Origin of the sequence: Photobacterium ganghwense, from assembly GCF_003025595.1 — a bacterium.
GTDB classification, from domain to species: Bacteria; Pseudomonadota; Gammaproteobacteria; order Enterobacterales; family Vibrionaceae; genus Photobacterium; species Photobacterium ganghwense.
On sequence record NZ_PYMI01000012.1, the window covers coordinates 35,335 to 56,640 of the forward strand.

21 protein-coding genes are annotated in these 21,306 nt (G+C 52.1%); 3 read left to right on the plus strand and 18 right to left on the minus strand.

The annotated features are described in order from the left end of the window. Positions 1 to 128: 128 nt before the first annotated feature. From rnhB to rpsB, 15 genes are all read right to left on the minus strand, one after another. Positions 129 to 734 carry a ribonuclease HII gene (gene rnhB / locus C9I92_RS23720; RefSeq protein ID WP_047883168.1) on the minus strand — a complete coding sequence of 202 codons (606 nt, stop codon included), beginning with the start codon at positions 732 to 734 and terminating at the stop codon, positions 129 to 131. A gap of 29 nt (positions 735 to 763) precedes the next feature. Beyond that, positions 764 to 1,906 carry a lipid-A-disaccharide synthase gene (gene lpxB, locus C9I92_RS23725; RefSeq protein ID WP_047883169.1) on the minus strand — a complete coding sequence of 381 codons (1,143 nt, stop codon included), beginning with the start codon at positions 1,904 to 1,906 and terminating at the stop codon, positions 764 to 766. After that, entirely contained in the window at positions 1,906 to 2,694 is a 789-nt protein-coding gene (lpxA, locus tag C9I92_RS23730; protein ID WP_047883170.1) for an acyl-ACP--UDP-N-acetylglucosamine O-acyltransferase, read from the minus strand. The genes lpxB and lpxA overlap by 1 nt, the downstream gene beginning before the upstream one ends. Continuing rightward, positions 2,694 to 3,146, minus strand: coding sequence for a 3-hydroxyacyl-ACP dehydratase FabZ (gene fabZ / locus C9I92_RS23735; RefSeq protein ID WP_047883171.1), 453 nt, complete (start codon positions 3,144 to 3,146; stop codon positions 2,694 to 2,696). The genes lpxA and fabZ overlap by 1 nt, the downstream gene beginning before the upstream one ends. 106 nt (positions 3,147 to 3,252) lie before the next feature. Next, the gene (lpxD, locus tag C9I92_RS23740) at positions 3,253 to 4,281 is read right to left on the minus strand and encodes a UDP-3-O-(3-hydroxymyristoyl)glucosamine N-acyltransferase (RefSeq protein ID WP_047883172.1); all 1,029 of its coding nucleotides are present in this window, start codon (positions 4,279 to 4,281) and stop codon (positions 3,253 to 3,255) included. A 214-nt stretch (positions 4,282 to 4,495) separates the two neighbouring features. Next, positions 4,496 to 5,005, minus strand: a complete 510-nt coding sequence (locus C9I92_RS23745; RefSeq protein WP_047883173.1) for an OmpH family outer membrane protein — start codon at positions 5,003 to 5,005, stop codon at positions 4,496 to 4,498. A 20-nt stretch (positions 5,006 to 5,025) separates the two neighbouring features. After that, on the minus strand, positions 5,026 to 7,428 hold the full coding sequence (bamA, locus tag C9I92_RS23750) for an outer membrane protein assembly factor BamA (RefSeq protein ID WP_047883174.1): 2,403 nt from the start codon (positions 7,426 to 7,428) through the stop codon (positions 5,026 to 5,028). Positions 7,429 to 7,462: 34 nt separating this feature from the next. Next, positions 7,463 to 8,818: a sigma E protease regulator RseP gene (rseP, locus tag C9I92_RS23755; RefSeq protein WP_047883175.1), complete on the minus strand. Its 1,356-nt coding sequence runs from the start codon at positions 8,816 to 8,818 to the stop codon at positions 7,463 to 7,465. Beyond that, positions 8,815 to 10,011 (minus strand): 1-deoxy-D-xylulose-5-phosphate reductoisomerase, encoded by a 1,197-nt coding sequence (gene ispC / locus C9I92_RS23760; protein WP_047883176.1) that lies wholly within the window; start codon positions 10,009 to 10,011, stop codon positions 8,815 to 8,817. The genes rseP and ispC overlap by 4 nt, the downstream gene beginning before the upstream one ends. 110 nt (positions 10,012 to 10,121) lie before the next feature. Then, entirely contained in the window at positions 10,122 to 10,967 is an 846-nt protein-coding gene (locus tag C9I92_RS23765) for a phosphatidate cytidylyltransferase (RefSeq protein ID WP_047883222.1), read from the minus strand. Between the two features lie 160 nt (positions 10,968 to 11,127). Beyond that, positions 11,128 to 11,892 (minus strand): undecaprenyl pyrophosphate synthase, encoded by a 765-nt coding sequence (gene uppS / locus C9I92_RS23770; RefSeq protein ID WP_047883177.1) that lies wholly within the window; start codon positions 11,890 to 11,892, stop codon positions 11,128 to 11,130. 78 nt (positions 11,893 to 11,970) lie between these two features. Next, on the minus strand, positions 11,971 to 12,528 hold the full coding sequence (gene frr, locus C9I92_RS23775; protein WP_047883178.1) for a ribosome recycling factor: 558 nt from the start codon (positions 12,526 to 12,528) through the stop codon (positions 11,971 to 11,973). Between the two features lie 77 nt (positions 12,529 to 12,605). Continuing rightward, positions 12,606 to 13,334 carry a UMP kinase gene (gene pyrH / locus C9I92_RS23780; RefSeq protein WP_047883179.1) on the minus strand — a complete coding sequence of 243 codons (729 nt, stop codon included), beginning with the start codon at positions 13,332 to 13,334 and terminating at the stop codon, positions 12,606 to 12,608. A gap of 95 nt (positions 13,335 to 13,429) precedes the next feature. Continuing rightward, complete coding sequence (gene tsf / locus C9I92_RS23785; protein ID WP_047883180.1) at positions 13,430 to 14,275, minus strand: translation elongation factor Ts; 846 nt, start codon at positions 14,273 to 14,275, stop codon at positions 13,430 to 13,432. 113 nt (positions 14,276 to 14,388) lie between these two features. Beyond that, positions 14,389 to 15,117, minus strand: coding sequence for a 30S ribosomal protein S2 (rpsB, locus tag C9I92_RS23790; RefSeq protein ID WP_047883181.1), 729 nt, complete (start codon positions 15,115 to 15,117; stop codon positions 14,389 to 14,391). A gap of 329 nt (positions 15,118 to 15,446) precedes the next feature. Here rpsB and map point away from each other — a divergent pair, with 329 nt between their 5' ends. The 3 genes from map (at position 15,447) to C9I92_RS23805 (ending at position 19,470) form a co-directional block, all read left to right on the plus strand. Next, complete coding sequence (gene map, locus C9I92_RS23795) at positions 15,447 to 16,277, plus strand: type I methionyl aminopeptidase (RefSeq protein ID WP_047883182.1); 831 nt, start codon at positions 15,447 to 15,449, stop codon at positions 16,275 to 16,277. A 147-nt stretch (positions 16,278 to 16,424) separates the two neighbouring features. Further along, complete coding sequence (gene glnD / locus C9I92_RS23800; protein ID WP_047883223.1) at positions 16,425 to 19,040, plus strand: bifunctional uridylyltransferase/uridylyl-removing protein GlnD; 2,616 nt, start codon at positions 16,425 to 16,427, stop codon at positions 19,038 to 19,040. Positions 19,041 to 19,089: 49 nt separating this feature from the next. After that, positions 19,090 to 19,470: a DUF3461 family protein gene (locus C9I92_RS23805; protein WP_047883183.1), complete on the plus strand. Its 381-nt coding sequence runs from the start codon at positions 19,090 to 19,092 to the stop codon at positions 19,468 to 19,470. A gap of 210 nt (positions 19,471 to 19,680) precedes the next feature. Here C9I92_RS23805 and C9I92_RS23810 read toward each other — a convergent pair whose 3' ends face one another. The 3 genes from C9I92_RS23810 to C9I92_RS23820 all read right to left on the minus strand — a co-directional run bounded on the left by C9I92_RS23810 (position 19,681) and on the right by C9I92_RS23820 (position 21,297). Beyond that, complete coding sequence (locus C9I92_RS23810) at positions 19,681 to 20,142, minus strand: flavodoxin (protein ID WP_047883184.1); 462 nt, start codon at positions 20,140 to 20,142, stop codon at positions 19,681 to 19,683. A gap of 91 nt (positions 20,143 to 20,233) precedes the next feature. Continuing rightward, on the minus strand, positions 20,234 to 20,971 hold the full coding sequence (gene truC, locus C9I92_RS23815) for a tRNA pseudouridine(65) synthase TruC (RefSeq protein WP_047883185.1): 738 nt from the start codon (positions 20,969 to 20,971) through the stop codon (positions 20,234 to 20,236). 5 nt (positions 20,972 to 20,976) lie between these two features. Further along, the gene (locus C9I92_RS23820; protein WP_047883186.1) at positions 20,977 to 21,297 is read right to left on the minus strand and encodes a YqcC family protein; all 321 of its coding nucleotides are present in this window, start codon (positions 21,295 to 21,297) and stop codon (positions 20,977 to 20,979) included. Positions 21,298 to 21,306: the final 9 nt, after the last annotated feature.

A 21,306-nucleotide genomic window follows, 5' to 3' on the forward strand; every position in this document is an offset into this window, starting at 1 on the left:
AGCGTAGCTGGAACTTAAACACAGCAAGAACTTAAACGCGGCAGCAACGGCAACACAGTAGACGCCTAAACACGGGTAAAGCCTTACCGCCTTCAGTAACCCTGAAGGCAGCTAAGGCCAATGAGGTGCTAGTCCAGCCCCAATGCACGTTTGACCGGTTTGAAGCTCTTGCGGTGCTGCTCAATCGCCCCGTGCTCGGCGAGCGCTTCAAAGTGTGCCTTGGTTGGATAGCCCTTGTGTTTGGCAAAGCCATACTGCGGATACTCGGCATCCAGCACTTCCATTTCCCGGTCACGGGTCACTTTGGCCAGAATAGAAGCGGCACTGATTTCAGCCACTCGCAGGTCACCTTTGACCACGGCCTGAGCCGGCATCGGCAGTTGCGGTACCTTGTTGCCATCCACCAGCACAAAGTCAGGCTGCACGGCCAGACCAGCTACGGCACGCTGCATCGCCACCATGGTCGCCTGCAGGATATTCAGCTGATCAATTTCTTCCGGCTCGCAGCGACCCAGTGACCAAGCCAGCGCTTTTTCTTTGATCTCATCGAACAGCAGATTGCGCTTTTTCTCCGACAGTTTTTTGGAATCCGTTAATCCCGCAATGGGATTGGCGGGATCCAGAATCACGGCGGCGGTCACCACGGCGCCGACCAACGGGCCACGGCCAACTTCATCCACCCCGGCGATACGTGTCGCGGCCGGGTACTCAAAAGGTTCAAATTCTGTTGCCATTTTACTTTTCGATCTTTTCAGCCGGTCGCCTATTGGCTCTCCAGCAATTTCAGTACCGCTGCCGCCGCTTTGTCGTCGGCATTACAACGAATCAGCTGGTGCAGTCGGGTAAATTCTTCCATCAGAGCCTGATTATCAGCCTCCAGAAAACGGTTAACTTCCGCCGCCAGTTTCTCCGGGGTGCAGTCATCCTGCAACAACTCCGGTACCAACTCCCGATCCGCCAGAATATTAGGCAGCGACACATATTTGGTTTTCAGCATGCGTTTGGCCAGCCAGGCGGTCAGCGGTTTCACTTTGTAACCGACTACCATCGGCCGCTTCACCAGCATACATTCGAGCGCTACGGTGCCGGATGCCAGCAGCACGGCATCAGAGGCGATCATCACGTTACGGGCAGTATCGTCGACCAGGACAAAATCCAGCTCAGGAGCCGTTTCCTGCCACGCTTTTTCGAACTGCTCACGGCGCTTCTGGTTCACCAGCGCAACCACAAACCCCAGCTCAGGATGTGTTTGTTTCAGCAACCGACAGGTTTCTATGAACGGCGCTGCCAACAGCTCCATTTCACCGCCGCGGCTGCCCGGCAACACTGCCAGCCAGCGTTTGTTGCTGTCCAGCTCCAGCAGATGCTGAGCCGTGACCTTATCGGTTTCGAGCGGAATGGCATCGGCCATGGTATGGCCGATAAACTCGCACGGGACATTGAATTTATCGTAGAACGCTTTTTCAAACGGCAGGAAAGCCAGCACCAGATTCGTGGCAGCTTCAATCTTGAAGATCCGCTTTTGGCGCCACGCCCAGACCGACGGGCTGACGTAGTGTACGGTCTTAATGCCGGCCAGTTTCAAATCGCGCTCAAGGCGCAGGTTGAAGTCCGGAGCATCAATGCCGACGAACACGTCAGGAGGATTATCGGTGAAGAACTTAACCAGCTCGGCCTTGATTTTGAACAGGCGCGGCAGTCGGCCCAGGACTTCAACAATCCCCATGACGGCCAGTTCTTCCATATCAAACAGGGTGTCACAGCCTTCGGCCTGCATACGGGGACCGGCAATACCGACAAACTCCGCATCAGGGTATTGCTCCCTGACCGCTTTCATAAAACCGGCACCTAAAATATCGCCGGAGATTTCTCCGGCGACAATTCCTATTCGAAGTGGCTTCGTCATCAGCGAATGATACCGCGTGTTGTGTTATTCAACATGTCCAGGAACAAGCCGACTGACGGCCAGTCTTTTGCCATTTCTTCCAGAACCGGCTTCACTTCTGCCAGCGTTTTACCTGAGCGGTAAATTTCTTTGTAGGCACGACGCAGAGCATGCAGCTCCGGCTTTTCGAACCCATTACGCTGCAGACCGACCAGGTTCAGTCCAAACGGTGTGGCATGGTTACCCTGCGCCAGCACATAAGGTGGCACGTCCTGCACAACGGCCGAACAACCACCCACGTAGCTGTAAGCACCCACAGTACAGAACGGGTGAATCGCAGACAATGCCATCACACCGGCGTGGTCGCCAACCGTGACATGGCCGCCCAGAATGGAGTTATTTCCGATGTGGGTATGGTTACCGACCACAACGTCATGGGCAATATGGGCATTCACACACAGCAGGTTGTCGTTGCCGACAATCGTAACGCCTTTGTCCTGAACCGTACCACGGTGGATCTGCACGCTTTCGCGGATCACATTACGGTCACCGATTTCCAAGCGCGTTGGCTCACCGTTGTACTTCTTGTCCTGGCACTCTTCACCAATGATGGCGTACGGGAAGATACGGTTATCGTTACCGATCTTGGTAGGCCCTTTGATGACCACATGCGACATGATTTCATTACCGTCGCCAATCTCCACATCTTTTGCGATGTAAGTGAACGGACCGACAGTAACATTGGCGCCGATTTTAACGCCTTCTTCAATGACCGCAGACGGGTGGATTTGTGCTGTTTCGTGGATCATTAAAACTCTCGTCTTGCACACTTCAGTTCAGCTGAACATACGACTTCGCCGTCAACTTTCGCTACACCGTTAAACATAGCAATACCTCGACGCTCTTTCAGGAATTCCACTTCAATGATCATTTGATCACCAGGGCCAACCGGCTTACGGAACTTGGCATTATCGATGCTCGCAAAGTAATACAGTTCGTTTTCTGCAGGAGCGCCAAAGGTCTTAAATGCCAGCAGGCCGGTTGCCTGAGCCATAGCTTCCAGAATCATCACACCCGGGAATACCGGCAGTTTCGGAAAGTGGCCGGTAAACTGTGGCTCATTCACCGACACATTTTTAATGGCGGTCAGTGTTTTGCCTTCTTCGTAATCAGTTACGCGATCAATCATCAGAAACGGGTAACGGTGTGGAAGTAGCTCTTGAATCTCGGTGATATTCAGCGTTTTATTTTCGCTAGTCAAAACTGAATTCCTGTCTGATAAAAATTTAAAATGGCGTTCAGTTGAAACGCAAACTGGCCTGCATATCGCATGCAGGCCATTTAAATCATATATGACGGCTCAGGCGTTATTCGCCTTTTTCCGCCAATTTCTTTTCAACTGACTTAAGACGTTTATTCATCTCGTCAATTTTCATGACACGTGCCGCTGTTTTACGCCACTCTTTGTTTGGCTGCAGCGGGATGCCGGAAGAGAACATGCCTTTCTCTTCAATACTGCGCATCACCATTCCCATACCGGTAATGGTCACGCCATCGGCAATTTCAATGTGGCCGTTGAGCACAGACGCACCGCCAATGATACAGTATTTACCAATTTTGGTGCTGCCCGCGACAATAGTACCACCAGCCATGGCCGTACCATATCCGATCTGCACATTGTGGGCGATCTGCATCTGGTTATCGATGATCACATTGTCTTCGATGATGGTGTCATCCAGTGCGCCGCGGTCAATGGTTGTACAGGCACCAATTTCCACACGGTTACCGATACGCACTGTACCCACTTGCGGGATTTTCACCCACTCGCCTTTGTCGTTGGCATAGCCGAAACCATCAGCCCCGATCACGGTGCTCGATTGCACCAGGCACTGCTCGCCCAGTACCACTTCATGGTAAATGGTCACATTCGCCCACAGCTTAGTGCCGGCACCAATGCGGGCATTTTTGCCGATGAAACAACCGGCACCGATTTGGACGTTATCGCCAATCTGGGCTCCGGCTTCAATCACCGCGTGATGGCCGATGGCCACATTTTTGCCCAAGACCGCCGTCGGGTCCACATAAGCCGAAGTCGCAATGTCGGTAGCAGCGGCTGGCGTTGAATCCAGCAACTGAGCCACCAGGGCGTAGCTAAGATATGGGTCTTTCACAATCAGAGCATTGCCCTGAAAGTGCTCTACATCCCCTTCTCGTAGCATTACTGCAGACGCATTGCAGTCAGCAAGCAACTTGCGGTATTTGCTATCAGAAAGGAACGTAATTTGTCCTTCGCCCGCCTTGCTCATGCTGGCAATCGAATGTACTTCAACAGAACCTTCCCCTCGAAGCTCTGCGCCCAGTTTGTCTGCTAATTCAGCAAGAGTAAATGCAGCCATTCTTAACCTATCGTTATCTTTATCTTCTGTCAGTACGGCCAAGACCGATCCCCTTTCATACTGCCGGCTATCGCCAGACTAGCATGATATTTGGTAAGACCAGTGAAACTGGCAATACTCCAATATAAAACAAGTCGAAAGTCTGAAGTTTACCAAAGTAATCCCCATCCTTTCGACTTATGTTCAGACTTTTATTGCCGATTTGGCACAAGCCTTACTTAACGGCAGAAATCACTTTCGATGACAGATCATCTTTCGGATTTGCATACAGTACTGCGTTTGCATCTACCACCAAGTCATACCCTTCACGCTTAGCAACGTCCTGGATGGCCTGACGGATTTTCTGTACCAGTTTCTGCTCTTCTTCTGAACCGCGGCGACGTTGGTCTTCCGCCAGGGCTTTCGCTTTCAGTTTGTAGTCTGATTCCAGCGAAGCCATTTCACGTTGCAGCTTAGTACGATCCGCTGCGCTCATTAGCTCACCGTCACGCTTCATTTTGTCGACTTTCGTCTTCATGCGGTTTTCGATACCACGCAGCTCGTCGATACGATCTTTGAACTCATTGCGCAGCTTCTCTGGCACATTGTAGCGCTTCGCCAACTGAGCCATCGCCTGGCCCGTTGCGACATAACCCACTTTCTGTGCCGCTTGAGCAGCCTGGGCGTACATTGATGAAGACAGAATGACCAGGCTCAGACCTGCCGCTTTAATCCACTGTTTCAAAAGGTATCTCCTCATAAATTTTAGAATGTTCGGCCAATGGTGAAGGTAAAGAATTCTTCATCATCCCCTTCGTATTTCTTAATCGGACGAGCGACTGAGAAAACGAGTGGTCCCATTGGTGACATCCACTGTAACGCGGCACCATATGACGCACGAATCAGAGACGGATCAGAGTAATCCTGGATGTACTTGCCATCGCTGTCATCCAAATCATACTCCGTGTCCCAGACCGAACCAGCATCGATAAAGAAGCTGGTACGAATTTGGTTACGTACCTCATCCGACGCAAACGGCGTCGGCACAATCAGTTCCATACTGGCCAGCGCCACGGCGTTACCACCGGCAGCATCATCTGAACCAATCAGTTCAGGGTTGTTACCGCCAGAGTAGTTCAGGTAAACCGCTTTCGGACCTACCGTGTTTGAACGGAAGCCACGCAGCGTTGAGAAACCACCGGCATAGTAGTTCTCATAGAATGGCAGCAACTGGTCACTACCGTTGTCTGTTGTACCATAGCCATTACCATAACCTAAGCGACCACGCAGCAACAAACTGTAATCATGATCCTGCGTCAGCGGGAAGTACTGACGAACATCATACTGAGCTTTGAAGAACTGGGCGTCTGACCCCGGAATCGTCATCCGGAACGAAGCACGCTGATGGTTACCGGCCGTCGGGAAGTAACCCCGGTTCAGGTTGTTACGGGTCCACGACACCGACCAGTTGAAATCATCCAGTTCAATTACGTTATCACCCACGTTGAAGCCGTGGATCAGCTTGAACTTCTCGATCTGGTAGTATTCCTGGGTATTGGAGATCTTGTTGTGATCGTAGCCCAGGCCAAACTCGAAGAAGTTGAGTTCATCATACGGGAAACCCCAGGTCAGGCTTGCACCATAGCTCTGGTTGGTATAATCCGAGATGTTCGCGTCTGACGCTTCAAACTCGTTGTAGTACACCTTACCACCCAGGCTGATACCATCCAGGGTAAAGTAAGGGTCACGGTATTCCATGCTGATGTTCTTCTGGTAGTCGTTCATCATTGCATTGATACCGAAACGGTTACCGGTTCCCAGGAAGTTGTCCTGCTGGATACCCGCCTGGAAGCTGATGCCAGATTCTGTACCGTAACCGATACCGAAGTTTACGTTACCGGCATTGGCTTCTTTCACGGTGTATTTGACATCCACCTGATCATCGGTACCCGGCACACGCACGGTCTGAACATCCACGGTTTCAAAGAAACCGGTCCGGCTCAAACGCTCTTTACCGCGTTCAACCATGCGAGAGTTCAACCAACTGCCTTCCATCTGACGCATTTCGCGACGCAGTACTTCATCTTTAGTGGAGGTATTGCCAGAGAAGGCAATATTCCGCACGTAGATTCGTTTGCCCGGCTCAACGTTGATGATCAGCGACACCTGTTTGTTGTCGTCGTCAAAATCAGGGAGGGTGTTAACCTGCGGATACGCATAGCCCAACTCGCCCAGTTTACGTTTCAACGCCTCTTCCAGCGCTGTAACCTGAGCACCGTTGTAGATATCACCACCGGTAATGTTGATCAGCGACTCCAGCTCACCACGTTTACCCAACAGCTCACCGCGCAGCTGGACATCCTTAACGCTGTACTGCTCACCTTCATCGATTTTCAGGGTGATATAAACCCCTTTCTTATCCGGTGAGATCGCCACCTGAGTCGCATCCAGACGGTATTTCAGGTAACCGTTATTGAGGTACAGGGAACGCAGGGTTTCCAGGTCTCCGGCCAGTACCTGTTTCTGGTACTTTTTGTCCGCCAGGAAGTTCCACCAAGACACTTCGGCCTGCAGGTTAAACTTGTCGAGCAGCTCTTCATCGGAGAACACTTCGTTGCCGATAAAGTTAATTTGCTGAATTTCCGCCGATACCCCTTCGGTAAAGACGAATTTCAGGTCTGCACGGTTACGTGGCAGCGGAGTGACAACGGCCTTCACCGAGGCGTTGTACTTACCGACGCTGTAGTAGAAATCTTCCAGCCCTTTTTCGATCTTGCTCAGGGTTGTACGATCCAACGACTCGCCTACCCGGATGCGTGAAGCGTCCAGGTTCTCGCGCAGTTGCTCTTCTTTGATCGCCTTGTTGCCAGAAAACGTGATGCTGGCAATGGTCGGCCGTTCCTGTACCTGAATCAATAGGGCATTGCCGTCACGGAATACCTTAATATCTTCAAAGTTACCGGACGCGAACAAAGACTGAATAATCTCTGATACATCCCGGTCATCAATATTGTCGCCAACCCGAACGGGCATTTTCAGCAACGCCGCACCCAGCGTGACACGTTGAAGGCCTTCAAAGCGGATATCTTCTACTACAAATTGTTCCGCACTCTGCGCAACGCTGCTTCCGAGCAGCAGCGATGCGACCAACAGTTTTTTCATCGCCATTAGTGTTCTGATTATTCCTTGCTAAACGCACTTATTAAAGGCGGGTAAAATCATTGAATAGCGCAACCGCCATTAACGCAACCAAAATGGCTGATCCCACTCTGTAGCCTATATCCTGAACTCGTTCAGAAACAGGACGACGGGTTACCGCTTCGATGGCGAAGAACATCAGATGGCCTCCGTCCAGTACCGGTAGCGGTAACAGGTTAACTATCCCCAGGTTGACACTGATCAGCGCCAGAAAGCCAAGGAAATACACCAGACCGTAGTCCGCTGTCATCCCCGCCCCTTTGGCGATCGAAATCGGGCCACTGAGGTTTTTAATTGCCACATCCCCGGTCACCAGCTTAGTTACCATATCAAATGTCAGGGTAACCAGCTGCCAGGTTTTCTCTGCTGCTTTGCCGACAGCTTCAACCGGTCCATACTGCAGGTTGATGCGGTACGACTCTGGCCAAGGCTCAATTTTCGGGGCAAAGCCAGCATAACCAATCATGTCGCCGTTGTCGGCCTGCTTTGAGCCTGGCACCAGCGTCAGGGTAACAGCGTCACCGTCACGTTTAACATCAAGCTGCATGGCCTGAGCAGGGTGTGAGCGAACCGCCTGCACAACTTCTTGCCACTGCGTAACAGGCTGACCATCAATCGCGATAATTTCGTCATTTAACCGTAAACCTGCCGCGATTGCTGCGCCATCTTCAACAAGTTGTGAGATGGTTAAGGTTATTTTCGGTGAATAAGGCGTGATACCAAGTGTCGTCAGTACCCGTTCGGTTTCCGGATCAAACGACCAGCCACGCAAATCCAGACGCTTTTCAACTTCGTAGTCGGCATCTGGTGCGGTGACGGTCAGCACCATCTCTTTATCACCGATATGGGAAATCATGGCCATATTAACCGATTCCCAATCTGCGGTTTTGATTCCCGAAATGGTTTTAAGTTCCATTCCGCTCGTAATTCCGGCATTTGCCGCAATAGACTGAGGCGCAACTTCACCAATCACCGGGCGTACCGCCGGTACCCCAATCAGGTAAACGACCCAGTAAGCCACCACGGCAAACAGAAAGTTAGCCAGTGGCCCAGCGGCGACAATGGCGCTGCGCTGCCACAAATTTTTATTATTAAATGCCTGATGGCGACGGTCTGCCGGAACATCCTCGACCCGCTCATCCAGCATTTTGACGTACCCACCCAGCGGAATCATCGCCAGGGTATATTCGGTGCCGTCTTTACCGACCTTACGCCACAACGGGCGGCCAAAGCCGATGGAGAAGCGCTCAACGTAAACACCGCAACGTCGCGCTACCCAGAAGTGACCAAATTCATGAACCGCAATCAGTATCCCGAGAGCCAGTAAAAAAGCTCCAAGACTCCACAAAACTCCCATCATAACGATACCTTACGAATGATTTCCTGCGCTAAGCCTCGAGCCATTCTATCTAGCTCAATCACGCTTTCCAAGTCAGTTGGCTCGCGCAAGGCGGCTTGTTCAAGTACCTGACGGTTGATACGGGCTATATCAGTAAACCCGATCTGTGTCGCCAGGAACGCGGCAACCGCCTCTTCATTGGCGGCGTTCAGTGTGGTGGTGGCAGCCTGACCGGTATAGCAGGCATCCATCGCCAGCTTGAGGCACGGATAGCGGGCAAAATCCGGTTTCAGGAACGTAAATTCGCCCACCTGGCTGAAATCAAGGGGTGCCACTCCGGCATCTACCCTTTCAGGATAGGACATGGCACAGGCAATCGGGGTTTTCATATCCGGCAATCCCATCTGCGCCAGCACGGAACCGTCTTTATACTGCACCATAGAGTGAATCACCGATTGCGGATGGATGATGACATCCATCTGATCGCGCCGAGCATTGAACAGCCAGCGGGCTTCAATGTATTCCAGCCCTTTGTTCATCATGGTGGCAGAATCAACAGAAATCTTTGGCCCCATGGACCAGTTCGGGTGCGCGATTGCCATTTCCGGTGTTACAGCAGCCAGATCTTTGACGTCGGTGTAACGGAACGGCCCGCCTGACCCAGTAAGCAAAATTTTACTGACCCCGGCGGCATCAAGATCGCAGTAGCCCATTGCCCGCTGTACCTCAGCTGGTAGGCTCTGGAAAATGGCATTGTGCTCGCTGTCGACTGGCAATAACTCCGCACCATACTCCCGGCAGGCATCAATAAACATCTGGCCGGACATGACCAGCGCTTCTTTGTTCGCCAGCAAAATTCGCTTACCGGCTTTTACCCCGGCCATGGTCGGCAGCAGACCGGCAGCACCGACAATCGCGGCCATCACCGTATCCACTTCATCCAGCGCCGCCACCTGACACAGACCGGCCTCACCGGCCAGCACGTCAGTGGTAATCTGATGCTGCTTTAATCGTGCCGACAGCTCTTGTGCAGCCGTTTCGCAAGCCATAGCGGCATACTTCGGTCGCCATTGCAGACAAAGCTCAAACATTTTCTCTGTATTCGTTCCGGCCGCCAGGGCCACAACGTCAAACAGATCAGGGTTCTGAGCAGCAACCGCCAGGGTGCTGCTACCAATTGAGCCGGTTGCACCAAGAATTGTTAACTTACGCATAGTCTCACTTTACAGCAGTTCAAATTTCATCGGGCCAGTGGAGCATGGCATTCCGGCCGGCAACAAGCAAGATATCGCTTACTGATACCGGCCGGAAAGGACCTGCTATTTTACACCAGCCACAGGTATAGCAGGGCGAATACAGGAAGGGCAGCCGTCAGGCTATCAATACGGTCCAGAATACCACCGTGGCCAGGCAGGATATTGCCACTGTCTTTGATTCCGGAAACGCGCTTAAACATACTTTCGACCAAATCCCCCATCACGGAGGCAATCACAGTCACGACAGCAATCAGCAGCAGGCTGCCAACACTGACAAACGGGATATCCAGCACAAACGCGCCGCCCCAGGTTACCAGTACCGCCAGCAAGGCACCGCCAATCAGGCCTTCAATGGTTTTATTCGGGCTGACTGCCGGGGCCATCTTATGCTTACCAAAGCGTTTGCCGGAAAAATACGCGCCGGTATCCGCCGCCCAGACCAAGACACACACCAGCAGCACCAGCTTAGCACCGTGGTAAGGATTGTCTGTGTACTGGACCGCACGAAGCATCAAAACGCTCCAGAAAAACGGGAGCAGGGTCAAAAGGCCAAACAGATATTTTAAAGAAGGGGAAGTCGACCACAATTTTGTACTACGCGGATAGCTGATCGTTAACGCTGATGCGCTCAACCACCACAAACCACCAGCCAGCAGCATGTACTGATGCGATGATGCCAATGCAGCCAAGGCTGCCGGCTCTGTCGGCATGGCGGCCAATGTTCCCCCCAGTGCCGCAACCGGCACCAACATAGCCATCCACTTAGATTTTGTGTCCAGAAATTGTGTCCACTCCCAAAACCCCAGCAAGGTGATCACTGCCAGCGCAGCTATAAAGGCAGGAAAAGGCAGAAGAAAGATTCCTGCGATTACCAGAGGGGCGAGGATTAGGGCGGTAATAATACGTTGCTTCAGCAAACTGCGTCCTCTCAATTCTTTTTGTAATTCGGTCGGCCTGAGTTGTGTTTGTTGGCCGCGTGGTTCCCATACCTGGTAACCAGCAAAAAGGCATCCAGGGTCTGATGACCATTAACCAGATGCCTAAAAATACTTCCAAATTATTGCGTTGTAATATTTAACGTTCCAGTAATGCCTGGATCTGTTCACCTGTACAGCCAAAGCGACGCTCACGGTTTACAAACCACGCAACAGCATCTGCAAAACTGGCTTCATCGAAGTCCGGCCAATGCTGCTCAGAAAAATACATTTCTGCGTAAGCGGTTTGCCATAACATAAAGTTACTGACCCGGCACTCACCACTGGTGCGGATCAACAGGTCAACATCCGGCTGCCCGGCAGTCGATAATTCGCTCGCCAGCATATCTTCCGTAATATCGGACGCTGTCAGTCCCTGCTCAGCCATCTTGTGTAATAAACGCTGAGTCGCCTGCATGATGTCCCACTGCCCTCCGTAGTTGGCAGCAACATTCAGAATCATGCCGGTATTGCCTTCGGTCAGCACTTCGGCTTCGGCAATCTTGCGCTGTAAACGAGGGCTGAAACGAGAGGTATCACCAATAATACGCAGGCGGATATTGTTCTTGTGCAGCCGCTTCACTTCACGGCCCAACACCGTCATGAAAAGCTCCATCAGCAGTGAGACTTCGTCTTCAGGACGTCGCCAGTTTTCACTACTGAACGCAAACAGGGTCACCACCTGGATGCCGAGGCGTTTGGCAGTCGAGACAGTCTTACGTACGGCTTCCACGCCAGCTTTGTGGCCGAACACTCGAGGCTTTCCTTTGGCCTTTGCCCACCGCCCGTTACCATCCATGATGATAGCGACGTGCTTTGGCAAGCTCTCAGCACAAAGTGCAGTATCGATTGTATGATCTGCCATACATCTCCCTCAAAAAAAAGCGCTGTGCTGCCCGCACAGCGCTCAGATCAGTTTCAAGCAAATGGAAAGGCGAGCGCCTTAAACTTCCATCAGCTCTTTTTCTTTCGTTTCCAGGATCAGATCGATTTCTTTCACTGCTGCGTCAGTCAGCTTCTGAATGTCGTCTTGTGCACGACGATCATCATCTTCTGAAATTTCTTTGTCTTTCAGCAGTCCTTTAACGTCTGCGTTAGCGTCACGACGGATGTTACGGATTGCAACACGGCCTTGTTCTGCTTCAGCACGTACGATTTTCACCAGGTCACGGCGACGTTCTTCTGTCAGCGGTGGCAGTGGAACGCGAATAACTGTACCTGCTGACATTGGGTTCAGACCCAGGTCAGACATCATGATGGCTTTTTCAACTTTCTGAGTCAGCTCTTTGTCAAACACAGTAATTGCCAGCGTACGTGAGTCTTCAGCGATTACGTTCGCAACCTGACGCAGCGGCGTGTTTGAGCCGTAGTACTCAACCTGGATACCGTCCAGCAGACTTGGGTGGGCACGGCCAGTACGTACTTTTGCCAGTTGGTTTTTAAGCGCTTCAACGCTTTTGCCCATACGCTCTTTAGCGTCTTGTTTAATTGCATCAATCACGATTTAAACCCTTAATAATTCGGTTGACGAGGGAGTCTGGCTCCCACAGGGCAAGGCCGCAACCTTGCCATTGAAACTTACAGGTTGTTGATCAGCGTGCCTTCCTGCTCGCCCATCACCACACGGCGAAGAGCACCAGGCTTGTTCATGTTGAAAACACGAATTGGCATGCCGTGATCACGAGCCAGGGTAAATGCAGCCAGATCCATCACTTTTAGTTCTTTCTCAAGAACATCTTGATAGCTAAGCTTATCACAAAGCACTGCATCTGGGTTTTTAACTGGATCATCTGTGAACACGCCATCAACTTTTGTTGCTTTCAGTACAACATCAGCTTCGATTTCAATACCGCGCAGACACGCTGCAGAGTCGGTGGTGAAGAATGGGTTACCCGTACCTGCAGAGAAAATCACGACACGGCCTTGACGCAGCTGGCTGATCGCATCAGCCCAGTTGTAATTGTCACAGACACCGTTCAGAGGAATTGCTGACATCACTTTGGCGTTCACATAGGCACGATGCAGCGCATCACGCATTGCCAGGCCGTTCATGACTGTTGCCAGCATGCCCATGTGGTCGCCTACAACTCGGTTCATACCTGCTTCTGCAAGGCCAGCACCGCGGAACAAGTTACCGCCGCCAATAACCAGGCCAACTTGCACACCCAGCTCAATCAGTTCTTTAATTTCCTGAGCCATACGGTCAAGAACTTGTGCGTCAATACCAAAACCTTCTTCGCCCTGCAGTGCTTCACCGCTCAGCTTAAGCAAAATTCGTTGATAAGTCGGTTTAGGATTCGTGGTCATTAGTGATACCTTCCAGGCTTACAAAATAGAGATATGGAGTTGTAAAAAGACCGCAGCCTTGGCCACGGTCTTCTTTTTAAGCAATTCGCGAAAGATTAACCTTTCTGCGCCAGTGCTACTTCTTCAGCAAAGCTCAGGCCTTCTTGTTTCTCGATACCTTCACCCACTTCCAGGCGGACGAAAGTAGAAACAGTTGCGCCTTTCTCTTTCAGGATTTCACCAACAGATTTCTTAGGTTCCATGATGAATGGCTGGCCAGTCAGAGACACTTCGCCAGTGAACTTCTTCATGCGGCCTTCAACCATCTTCTCAGCGATTTCTTTAGGCTTGCCTTCGTTGATCGCGATTTCAACTTGAACTTCGCGCTCTTTAGCAACTACGTCAGCTGGTACGTCTTCTGGGTTTACGTATTCTGGACGAGATGCAGCAACGTGCATTGCGATGTGCTTCAGAGTTTCAGCGTCGCCGTTACCTGCAACAACAACACCGATGCGGTCGCCGTGACGGTAAGAAGCAATGCTTTCACCTTGGATGTACTCTACGCGACGGATAGAGATGTTTTCACCGATTTTAGCAACCAGAGCAACACGCTTCTCTTCGAAGTCAGCTTGCAGAGCAGCAACGTCAGATTTGTTTGCAACAGCAGCTTCAGCTACTTCGTTTGCAAATGCCAGGAAGTTACCATCCTTCGCTACGAAGTCAGTTTGGCAGTTAACTTCCACAAGTGCAGCTACACCTTCACCTTCTTTGATGATGATTGCGCCTTCAGCGGCTACGTTACCTGCTTTTTTAGCAGCTTTAGCAGCACCGCTCTTACGCATGTTTTCGATCGCCAGCTCGATGTCAGCGTTCGCTTCAACAAGCGCTTTTTTACATTCCATCATGCCTGCGCCAGTACGCTCACGCAGTTCTTTAACTAGGGCAGCTGTAACTGTTGCCATTGTTATATCCTCAGTTTTGAATACTTGGTGTAAAAATCAGGGGCCATGATCGGCCCCTGGTAACCATTCTTAGTTTACACAAGGTAACTTAAGATGCTCAAAGGAGCCGGCTATTATTCAGCTTCTACGAAACCGTCTTGCTCAGCTTGTGCAACGATGTCTTGGTTACGACCTTCAGTTACAGAAGCAGCTACAGCGTTAGTGTAAAGCTGGATAGAACGGATTGCGTCGTCGTTACCTGGGATAACGAAGTCAACACCGTCTGGGCTTGAGTTAGTATCTACAACTGCAAATACTGGGATACCCAGGTTGTTTGCTTCTTTGATTGCAATGTGCTCGTGATCAGCGCCGATTACGAACAGAGCGTCAGGCAGACCACCCATGTTCTTGATACCGCCCAGAGACTTCTCAAGCTTTTCCATTTCACGAGTACGCATCAGCGCTTCTTTCTTGGTCAGCTTGTCGAAAGTACCGTCAGTAGACTGAGTTTCCAGATCTTTCAGACGCTTGATTGACTGACGAACTGTTTTCCAGTTAGTCAGCATACCACCCAACCAACGGTTGTTTACGTAGTACTGGTCACAGCTGATTGCAGCTTCTTTGATTGATTCGCTGGCTGCGCGCTTAGTACCAACAAACAGAACTTTACCCTTACGGCCAGCAATCTTAGTGATTTCAGCCAGAGCTTCGTTGAACATTGGTACAGTTTTTTCTAGGTTGATGATGTGCACCTTGTTACGAGCACCGAAGATGAATGGCTTCATCTTAGGGTTCCAGTAACGAGTTTGGTGACCGAAGTGAACACCAGCCTTCAGCATGTCGCGCATTGATACAGTTGCCATTGAATATTCCTCTATGGGGTTAGGCGTCCACATACCCCATCTTACCGACCCAGATTAACGCCTGTGCGTTACAACTTCGCGAAAAGTCGCTGGGCACCCCGGAAGACGTGCCGATATGTGTGAGTAATTAATAAAAGTGTTTGTGTAATGTGAGCAACAACATCGAGATGACATTACCCAATTACGGCGCGCTTTATACCATAATTTCGCCACTAAAATCCAGTTTAAATATTGCCGTGACCGCGGTACAACCGTGAATCGGGTTTCCATCCAGCGCCCTCACTGTTACCATGTAGGGGAGAGCAAATTTTCATTGCAGAGAAGAGCGAATGAGCATCAAGATCAAAACGGCTGAAGAAATTGAAAAAATGCGCGTTGCTGGCCGTTTGGCGGCAGAAGTGCTGGAAATGATCGAGCCTTATGTCAAGCCAGGTGTGACCACCGCAGAGCTGGACCGTATCTGCCATGAGTACATCACCAAAGAGCAAGGTGCGATTCCTGCGCCTCTGAACTACCATGGTTTCCCTAAGTCTATCTGTACCTCTATCAACCACGTGATTTGTCACGGTATTCCGGCTGAAAACGATGAGCCGGTCAGCGACAAGTTCAACAAACCGGCGGTACTGAAAGACGGCGATATTATCAATATCGATATCACAGTAATCAAAGACGGCTACCACGGCGACACATCGAAGATGTTCGAAGTGGGCGAAGTGTCTCTGGAAGACAAACGTCTGTGCCGCGTGGCGCAAGAAAGCCTGTACCTGGCCATGAAAAAAGTGAAGCCGGGTACCAAGCTGGGTGAAATCGGTACGGCTATCCAAAAATTCGTGAAGAACGGCAACAGCCGTTTCTCTATCGTTAAAGATTTCTGTGGCCACGGCATCGGTAACGAGTTCCATGAAGAGCCGCAGGTTGTTCACTACAAGAACAACGACCGTACCGTGCTGAAAGCCGGTATGTGCTTTACCATCGAGCCAATGATCAACGCCGGTAAATTCGGTTGCCTGGTTGATGACGAAGACGGCTGGACGGTTTACACCGTAGACGGTAAAAAGTCGGCTCAGTGGGAACACACCCTGCTGGTTACCGAAACCGGCTGCGAAGTGTTGACCCTGCGCGAGGAAGAATCGATTCCTCGCCTGATGCACAACGCCTAAGCCAATTGAAGCCGACCATTGCGTCGGCTTTTTTTATGCCTGAATCTTCGCCGTGTTGATGCTCAATCCCGTGAGAAAGCAGGCTGGGCGTTTGCTCACGGTCATGATAGGGTTATGGATAAGACTTCCAACTTTGCACGGACAGCAATGACAGATCCAATCTCTTCCGTACTGCCAGAAGACAACACGCAAACCCCGGATCGCCTGCGTCAGGCGCTGGAACAGTTTACTGCTCACCAGAAAAGCCAGTTTATCGACCGAGTCCCGGTGACGGCTCTGGTGGAAGCCCGCTCTCGCTATATCGACAATCTGCTGGAATCGCTCTGGCACCATTTTAACCTGCATCAGCACCCGACCCTGGCCCTGATCGCGGTTGGCGGCTATGGCCGCGGCGAACTGCACCCGCTCTCCGACGTCGACATCCTGCTGCTGAGCGAAGAACCGGTTGATGAAGCCACCGGCAACACCATCAGTACGTTCCTCACCTTATTGTGGGATTTGAAGCTGGATGTCGGCCACAGCGTGCGCACTGTCGACGAATGTATTTCGTTTGGCCGCGAGGATCTGACCGTTGCTACCAACCTGTTCGAATCACGCTGGCTGTGTGGTAACCATGACACTTATCAGCATCTGGAAGAGCGCCTGAACGACGGGCATTTCTGGCCCAGCAAACCGTTTTATCAGGCCAAATTGGAAGAGCAACGTACCCGGCATGCCCGGTATCACGACACCACGTACAACCTGGAGCCGGATATTAAATCCAGCCCGGGCGGCCTGCGCGATATTCACACCCTGAGCTGGGTCGCACGCCGCCACTTCGGGGCCACCAGCCTGCTGGAAATGAGCCGTTTTGGCTTTCTGACCGATGCCGAATACCGCGAGCTGGTCGAATGCCAGGACGCCCTGTGGCGTATCCGCTTCGCGCTCCATGTCGAGCTGCGCCGCTATGACAACCGGCTGACCTTCGGCCATCAGGCTTCCGTAGCTGAATTGCTCGGCTACCAGGGTGAGGGTAACCGGCCGGTTGAAATGATGATGAAAGATTTCTACCGCACCCTGCGCCGGGTGGCTGAACTCAACAAGATGCTGCTGCAATTGTTTGATCAGGCCATCCTGAACAAAGGAGCGGCGCCGGAGCCAATTATCCTGGATGATGACTTCCAGCTACGGGGGCCGCTCATTGAGGCAACCAAACCGGCGCTGTTCCAGGCCCGGCCGGAAACCATTCTGGATATGTTCCTGCACATTGCCCGCAACTCGCAGATCGAAGGCATTGCCGCCCCGACCCTGCGCCAGCTGCGCACCGCGCGGCGGCGGCTCAACCGCTTCCTGGTCGATATTCCCGAGGCGCGGGAAAAATTCATGGAGCTGATCCGCCAGACCAACTGCCTGCATCGCGCTTTTCCGCTGATGCATCGGCACGGCGTGCTGTCGACCTATCTGCCGCAATGGAGCCAGATCGTCGGTCAGATGCAGTTTGACCTGTTCCACGTCTACACCGTGGATGAACACACCATTCGGCTGCTGAAGAATCTGTATAAGTTCAGCAACCCGGAAAACCGCCAGCAGCATCCGATCTGTTGTGAGGTTTATCCGCGAGTGACGAAAAAAGAGCTGTTGCTGCTCGCGGCCATCTTCCACGATATCGCCAAGGGACGAGGCGGTGATCACTCCGAGCTAGGCGGTGAAGATGCTTACGATTTCTGCCTGTTGCACGGCCTGTCCAAACCGGAGGCCAATCTGGTGAAATGGCTGGTCAATCAGCACCTGCTGATGTCGGTCACCGCCCAGCGCCGGGATATTTATGATCCGGAAGTGATCACCGCGTTTGCCAAAGAAGTCCGCGACGAAGAGCGGCTGGATAACCTGATCTGCCTGACCGTAGCCGATATCTGTGCCACCAACCAGGAGCTGTGGAACAGCTGGAAGCGAACCCTGCTGGCCGAGCTGTACTACTCCACCCAGAAAGCCCTGCGGCGCGGGCTGGAAAACCCGCCAGATATGCGCGAGCGCATCCGCCACAACCAACAAATGGCCTCAGCCCTGTTACGCAGTCAGGGATTCCCACAGCGGGATATTGATGTACTGTGGCAGCGTTTCAAGGCCGATTATTTCCTGCGCCATACCCACAAGCAGATTGCCTGGCACGCAGAAGCCATTCTGACCCATGAAGAGCAGGACAAGCCGCTGATTCTGGTCAGCAAAAAAGCCACCCGTGGCGGCACGGAAGTGTTCGTCTACTGCCAGGACAAAGCCAAACTGTTTGCCATTGTGGTTGCCGAGCTCGATAAGAAAAACCTCAGCGTCCACGATGCCCAGATCATGACCAGCAAAGACGGCTATGCGTTGGATACCTTTATGGTACTGGACCACAACGGCGAGGCCCTGAGCGATGTGCGCCAGAATGCAGTGCGACGGTCGCTAATCAACGCCCTGACCCACATGAAGTCAGAGCGTAAACGCAAACGGCCACCGCACAAGCTGCGCCACTTTACGGTCAAGACCCAGGTTGATTTCCTGCCGACCAAATCCGGTAAGAAAACCTTGATGGAACTGGTAGCCCTCGACATGCCGGGACTGCTGGCCCGGGTCGGCTCCGAATTTGCCCGTCAGGGGATCAGCCTGCAGGCGGCCAAAATCACCACCATAGGTGAACGCGCGGAAGACTTTTTCATTGTCACAAACCAGGACGGTGAGCAGTTAACCCCAGATGAGCAAACGCGCCTGAAAGACGCACTGATTGCCCGTCTGGAAAAACAATAACCAGTAGCTGCCCCCCTGTTTTTAAACTTGTAGTTAACATGAGGCGTATATGTACCCAAACCTCTCTGCCATCGGCATCGAACACCCTGAAACAATCGAACGTTACAGCCTGCGTCAGGAAGCGGCCAACGATATCCTGAAGATCTATTTCACCAAGCAGAAAGGTGAGCTTTTTGCCAAAAGTGTGAAATTTAAGTTCCCGCGCCAACGTAAATCGGTGGTGGTCAACAGCGGTAACCGGGAATACAAAGAAATTACCGAGATCAACCGCACGCTGACGTTCATCATTGATGAGCTGGATCGTATCACCAACAAAAAGCACACTGAGATCGATATTAAGAAGAAGATCCTGGGCGACCTGCGCCACCTGGAGCAGGTGGTCAGCCACAAAATCGCTGAAATTGAAGCCGATCTGGAAAAACTGAAATAACCGCTTCGCCCTTTCTTGCCATAAAAAAACCGGGCAGCACATTTTGTGCTGCCCGGTGTATCTCTGTTTAGCGTGAATCCCCGTATCGGCCCTCAGCATACAGGCGGCTATCTCAGAGAAATCGCGCTTCAAACACCCGCATTTACCGGAACCTTTTATTCAGGTGCGGTAACCCGCCCGGTTTCTGCGGCTGATGATGGATCATTCGGCTCAGGCCGCATCAGCCTGCTTGGCCCAGCTTTTCAGCCAGGGCATGACCACTTCCAGCGCATCAAAATTAACACTGGCATCTACATCCAACCGCTCAACCATGGGGCGTGCCTGCAGCTCCTGCAACAACGTATCAAACTGCCGCCCGGCACCGCAGAAACGATCTTCGCCGTAGCTGGAGTCGCCCATCGCTACCACTCCGTAACGCAGCTGAGGTAGCATCGGAAAGGTATCATTCAGCGCCAGAAACAACGGCAGCAAGTTGTCCGGAATTTCTCCCTGACCTGTGGTTGAGGTGATCACCAGCGCGATGTCCTGCTGATAAGCCAGAAATTCCTCCAATGAGGATTCCAGAAACAGTTCGGCCTGATGCCCACTGCCAACCAGAAAACGTGTGACTTCCTCAGCCACCTCTTCCGCGCCGCCGAATACGGTTCCCACAAAAACACCAATCTTTGCCATATTTCAATACCTTCCTTTGCGACAGAAAATCCATGAATCCACGATAACATAACTGTGGCTGGCAGACGGAATTGGTGCAACTTTTATCTGATTATGCGCCTTCCATCAGGGATTCCGCCCACCCAAAAGCAGCCATGACCCGGCGCCAGGGCGCATCCACCTCGGCCCGGATATCCAGCATCTCGCCACTGACCGGGTGCAGCAACTGCAATCGCGAAGCATGCAGCATCAGGCGGTAGCAGTCATAGTTATCCCGGAAACTACGGTTATGACGGCCATCACCGTGATTCACGTCCCCGATAATATGGTGGCTGAGATGATGCATGTGACGACGCAGCTGATGCTTACGCCCCGTTTCCGGCTTCATTTCCACCAGCGTGTAACGGCTGGTCGGATAACGGCCGATCGCAATGTCAGTCTGAACGTGAGCCAAAGGGGCGTACGCAGTGACAGCTTCCTGCGCCTCTTTATCTTGGTTAGCCTGCTTGTCAGCAATTTTATCCAGTTCCTCCTTGAGCGGATAATCCAGCACTGCGGCTTCCTGAATCCAGCCCCGGACAACCGCATGGTAAGTTTTCTTTATGTCGCGTCCGGCAAACTTCGGCATCATTTGTGCGGCCATCTCGCTTGAGAGCGCAAACAGCAAAACACCCGACGTCGGGCGATCGAGGCGATGCAGGGGAAACACATGTTGACCAATCTGATCGCGCAAAGTCTGCATCACAAACCGCGTTTCATGGCGATCCAGCCAGGAACGGTGAACCAGCATTCCGGCGGGTTTATTGACAGCGACCAGGTATTCGTCGCGATACAGGATTTCAAGTTCCATAGCACTCACTTCTTAAACAGTTCATCCAGCTGGCGGGTCACCGACAAAATCGCCGGCTGCCCAGCCAGTCCTTTCATTGATTCCTCAACGTAAGGGGAAATCGCCATGGCGGCTGGCAGCGGCATGTTCTCTGCCAGGATCCAGAGCAGACGCGGAATAAAAATCCATTGCAGCCACTGCGTGCAATGCAGGGTATCGACCGCAAACGGCTCTGTACTTTGCAACGCAGACGAGCTGGGCGGTATGGTTTCCCACATCCCTTCCGATTTCATGGTTGCTTCAAGCTGCTCAAGCAGCAGCCGACATTGCTGGTGCATGTCTGTCATACCCTCATC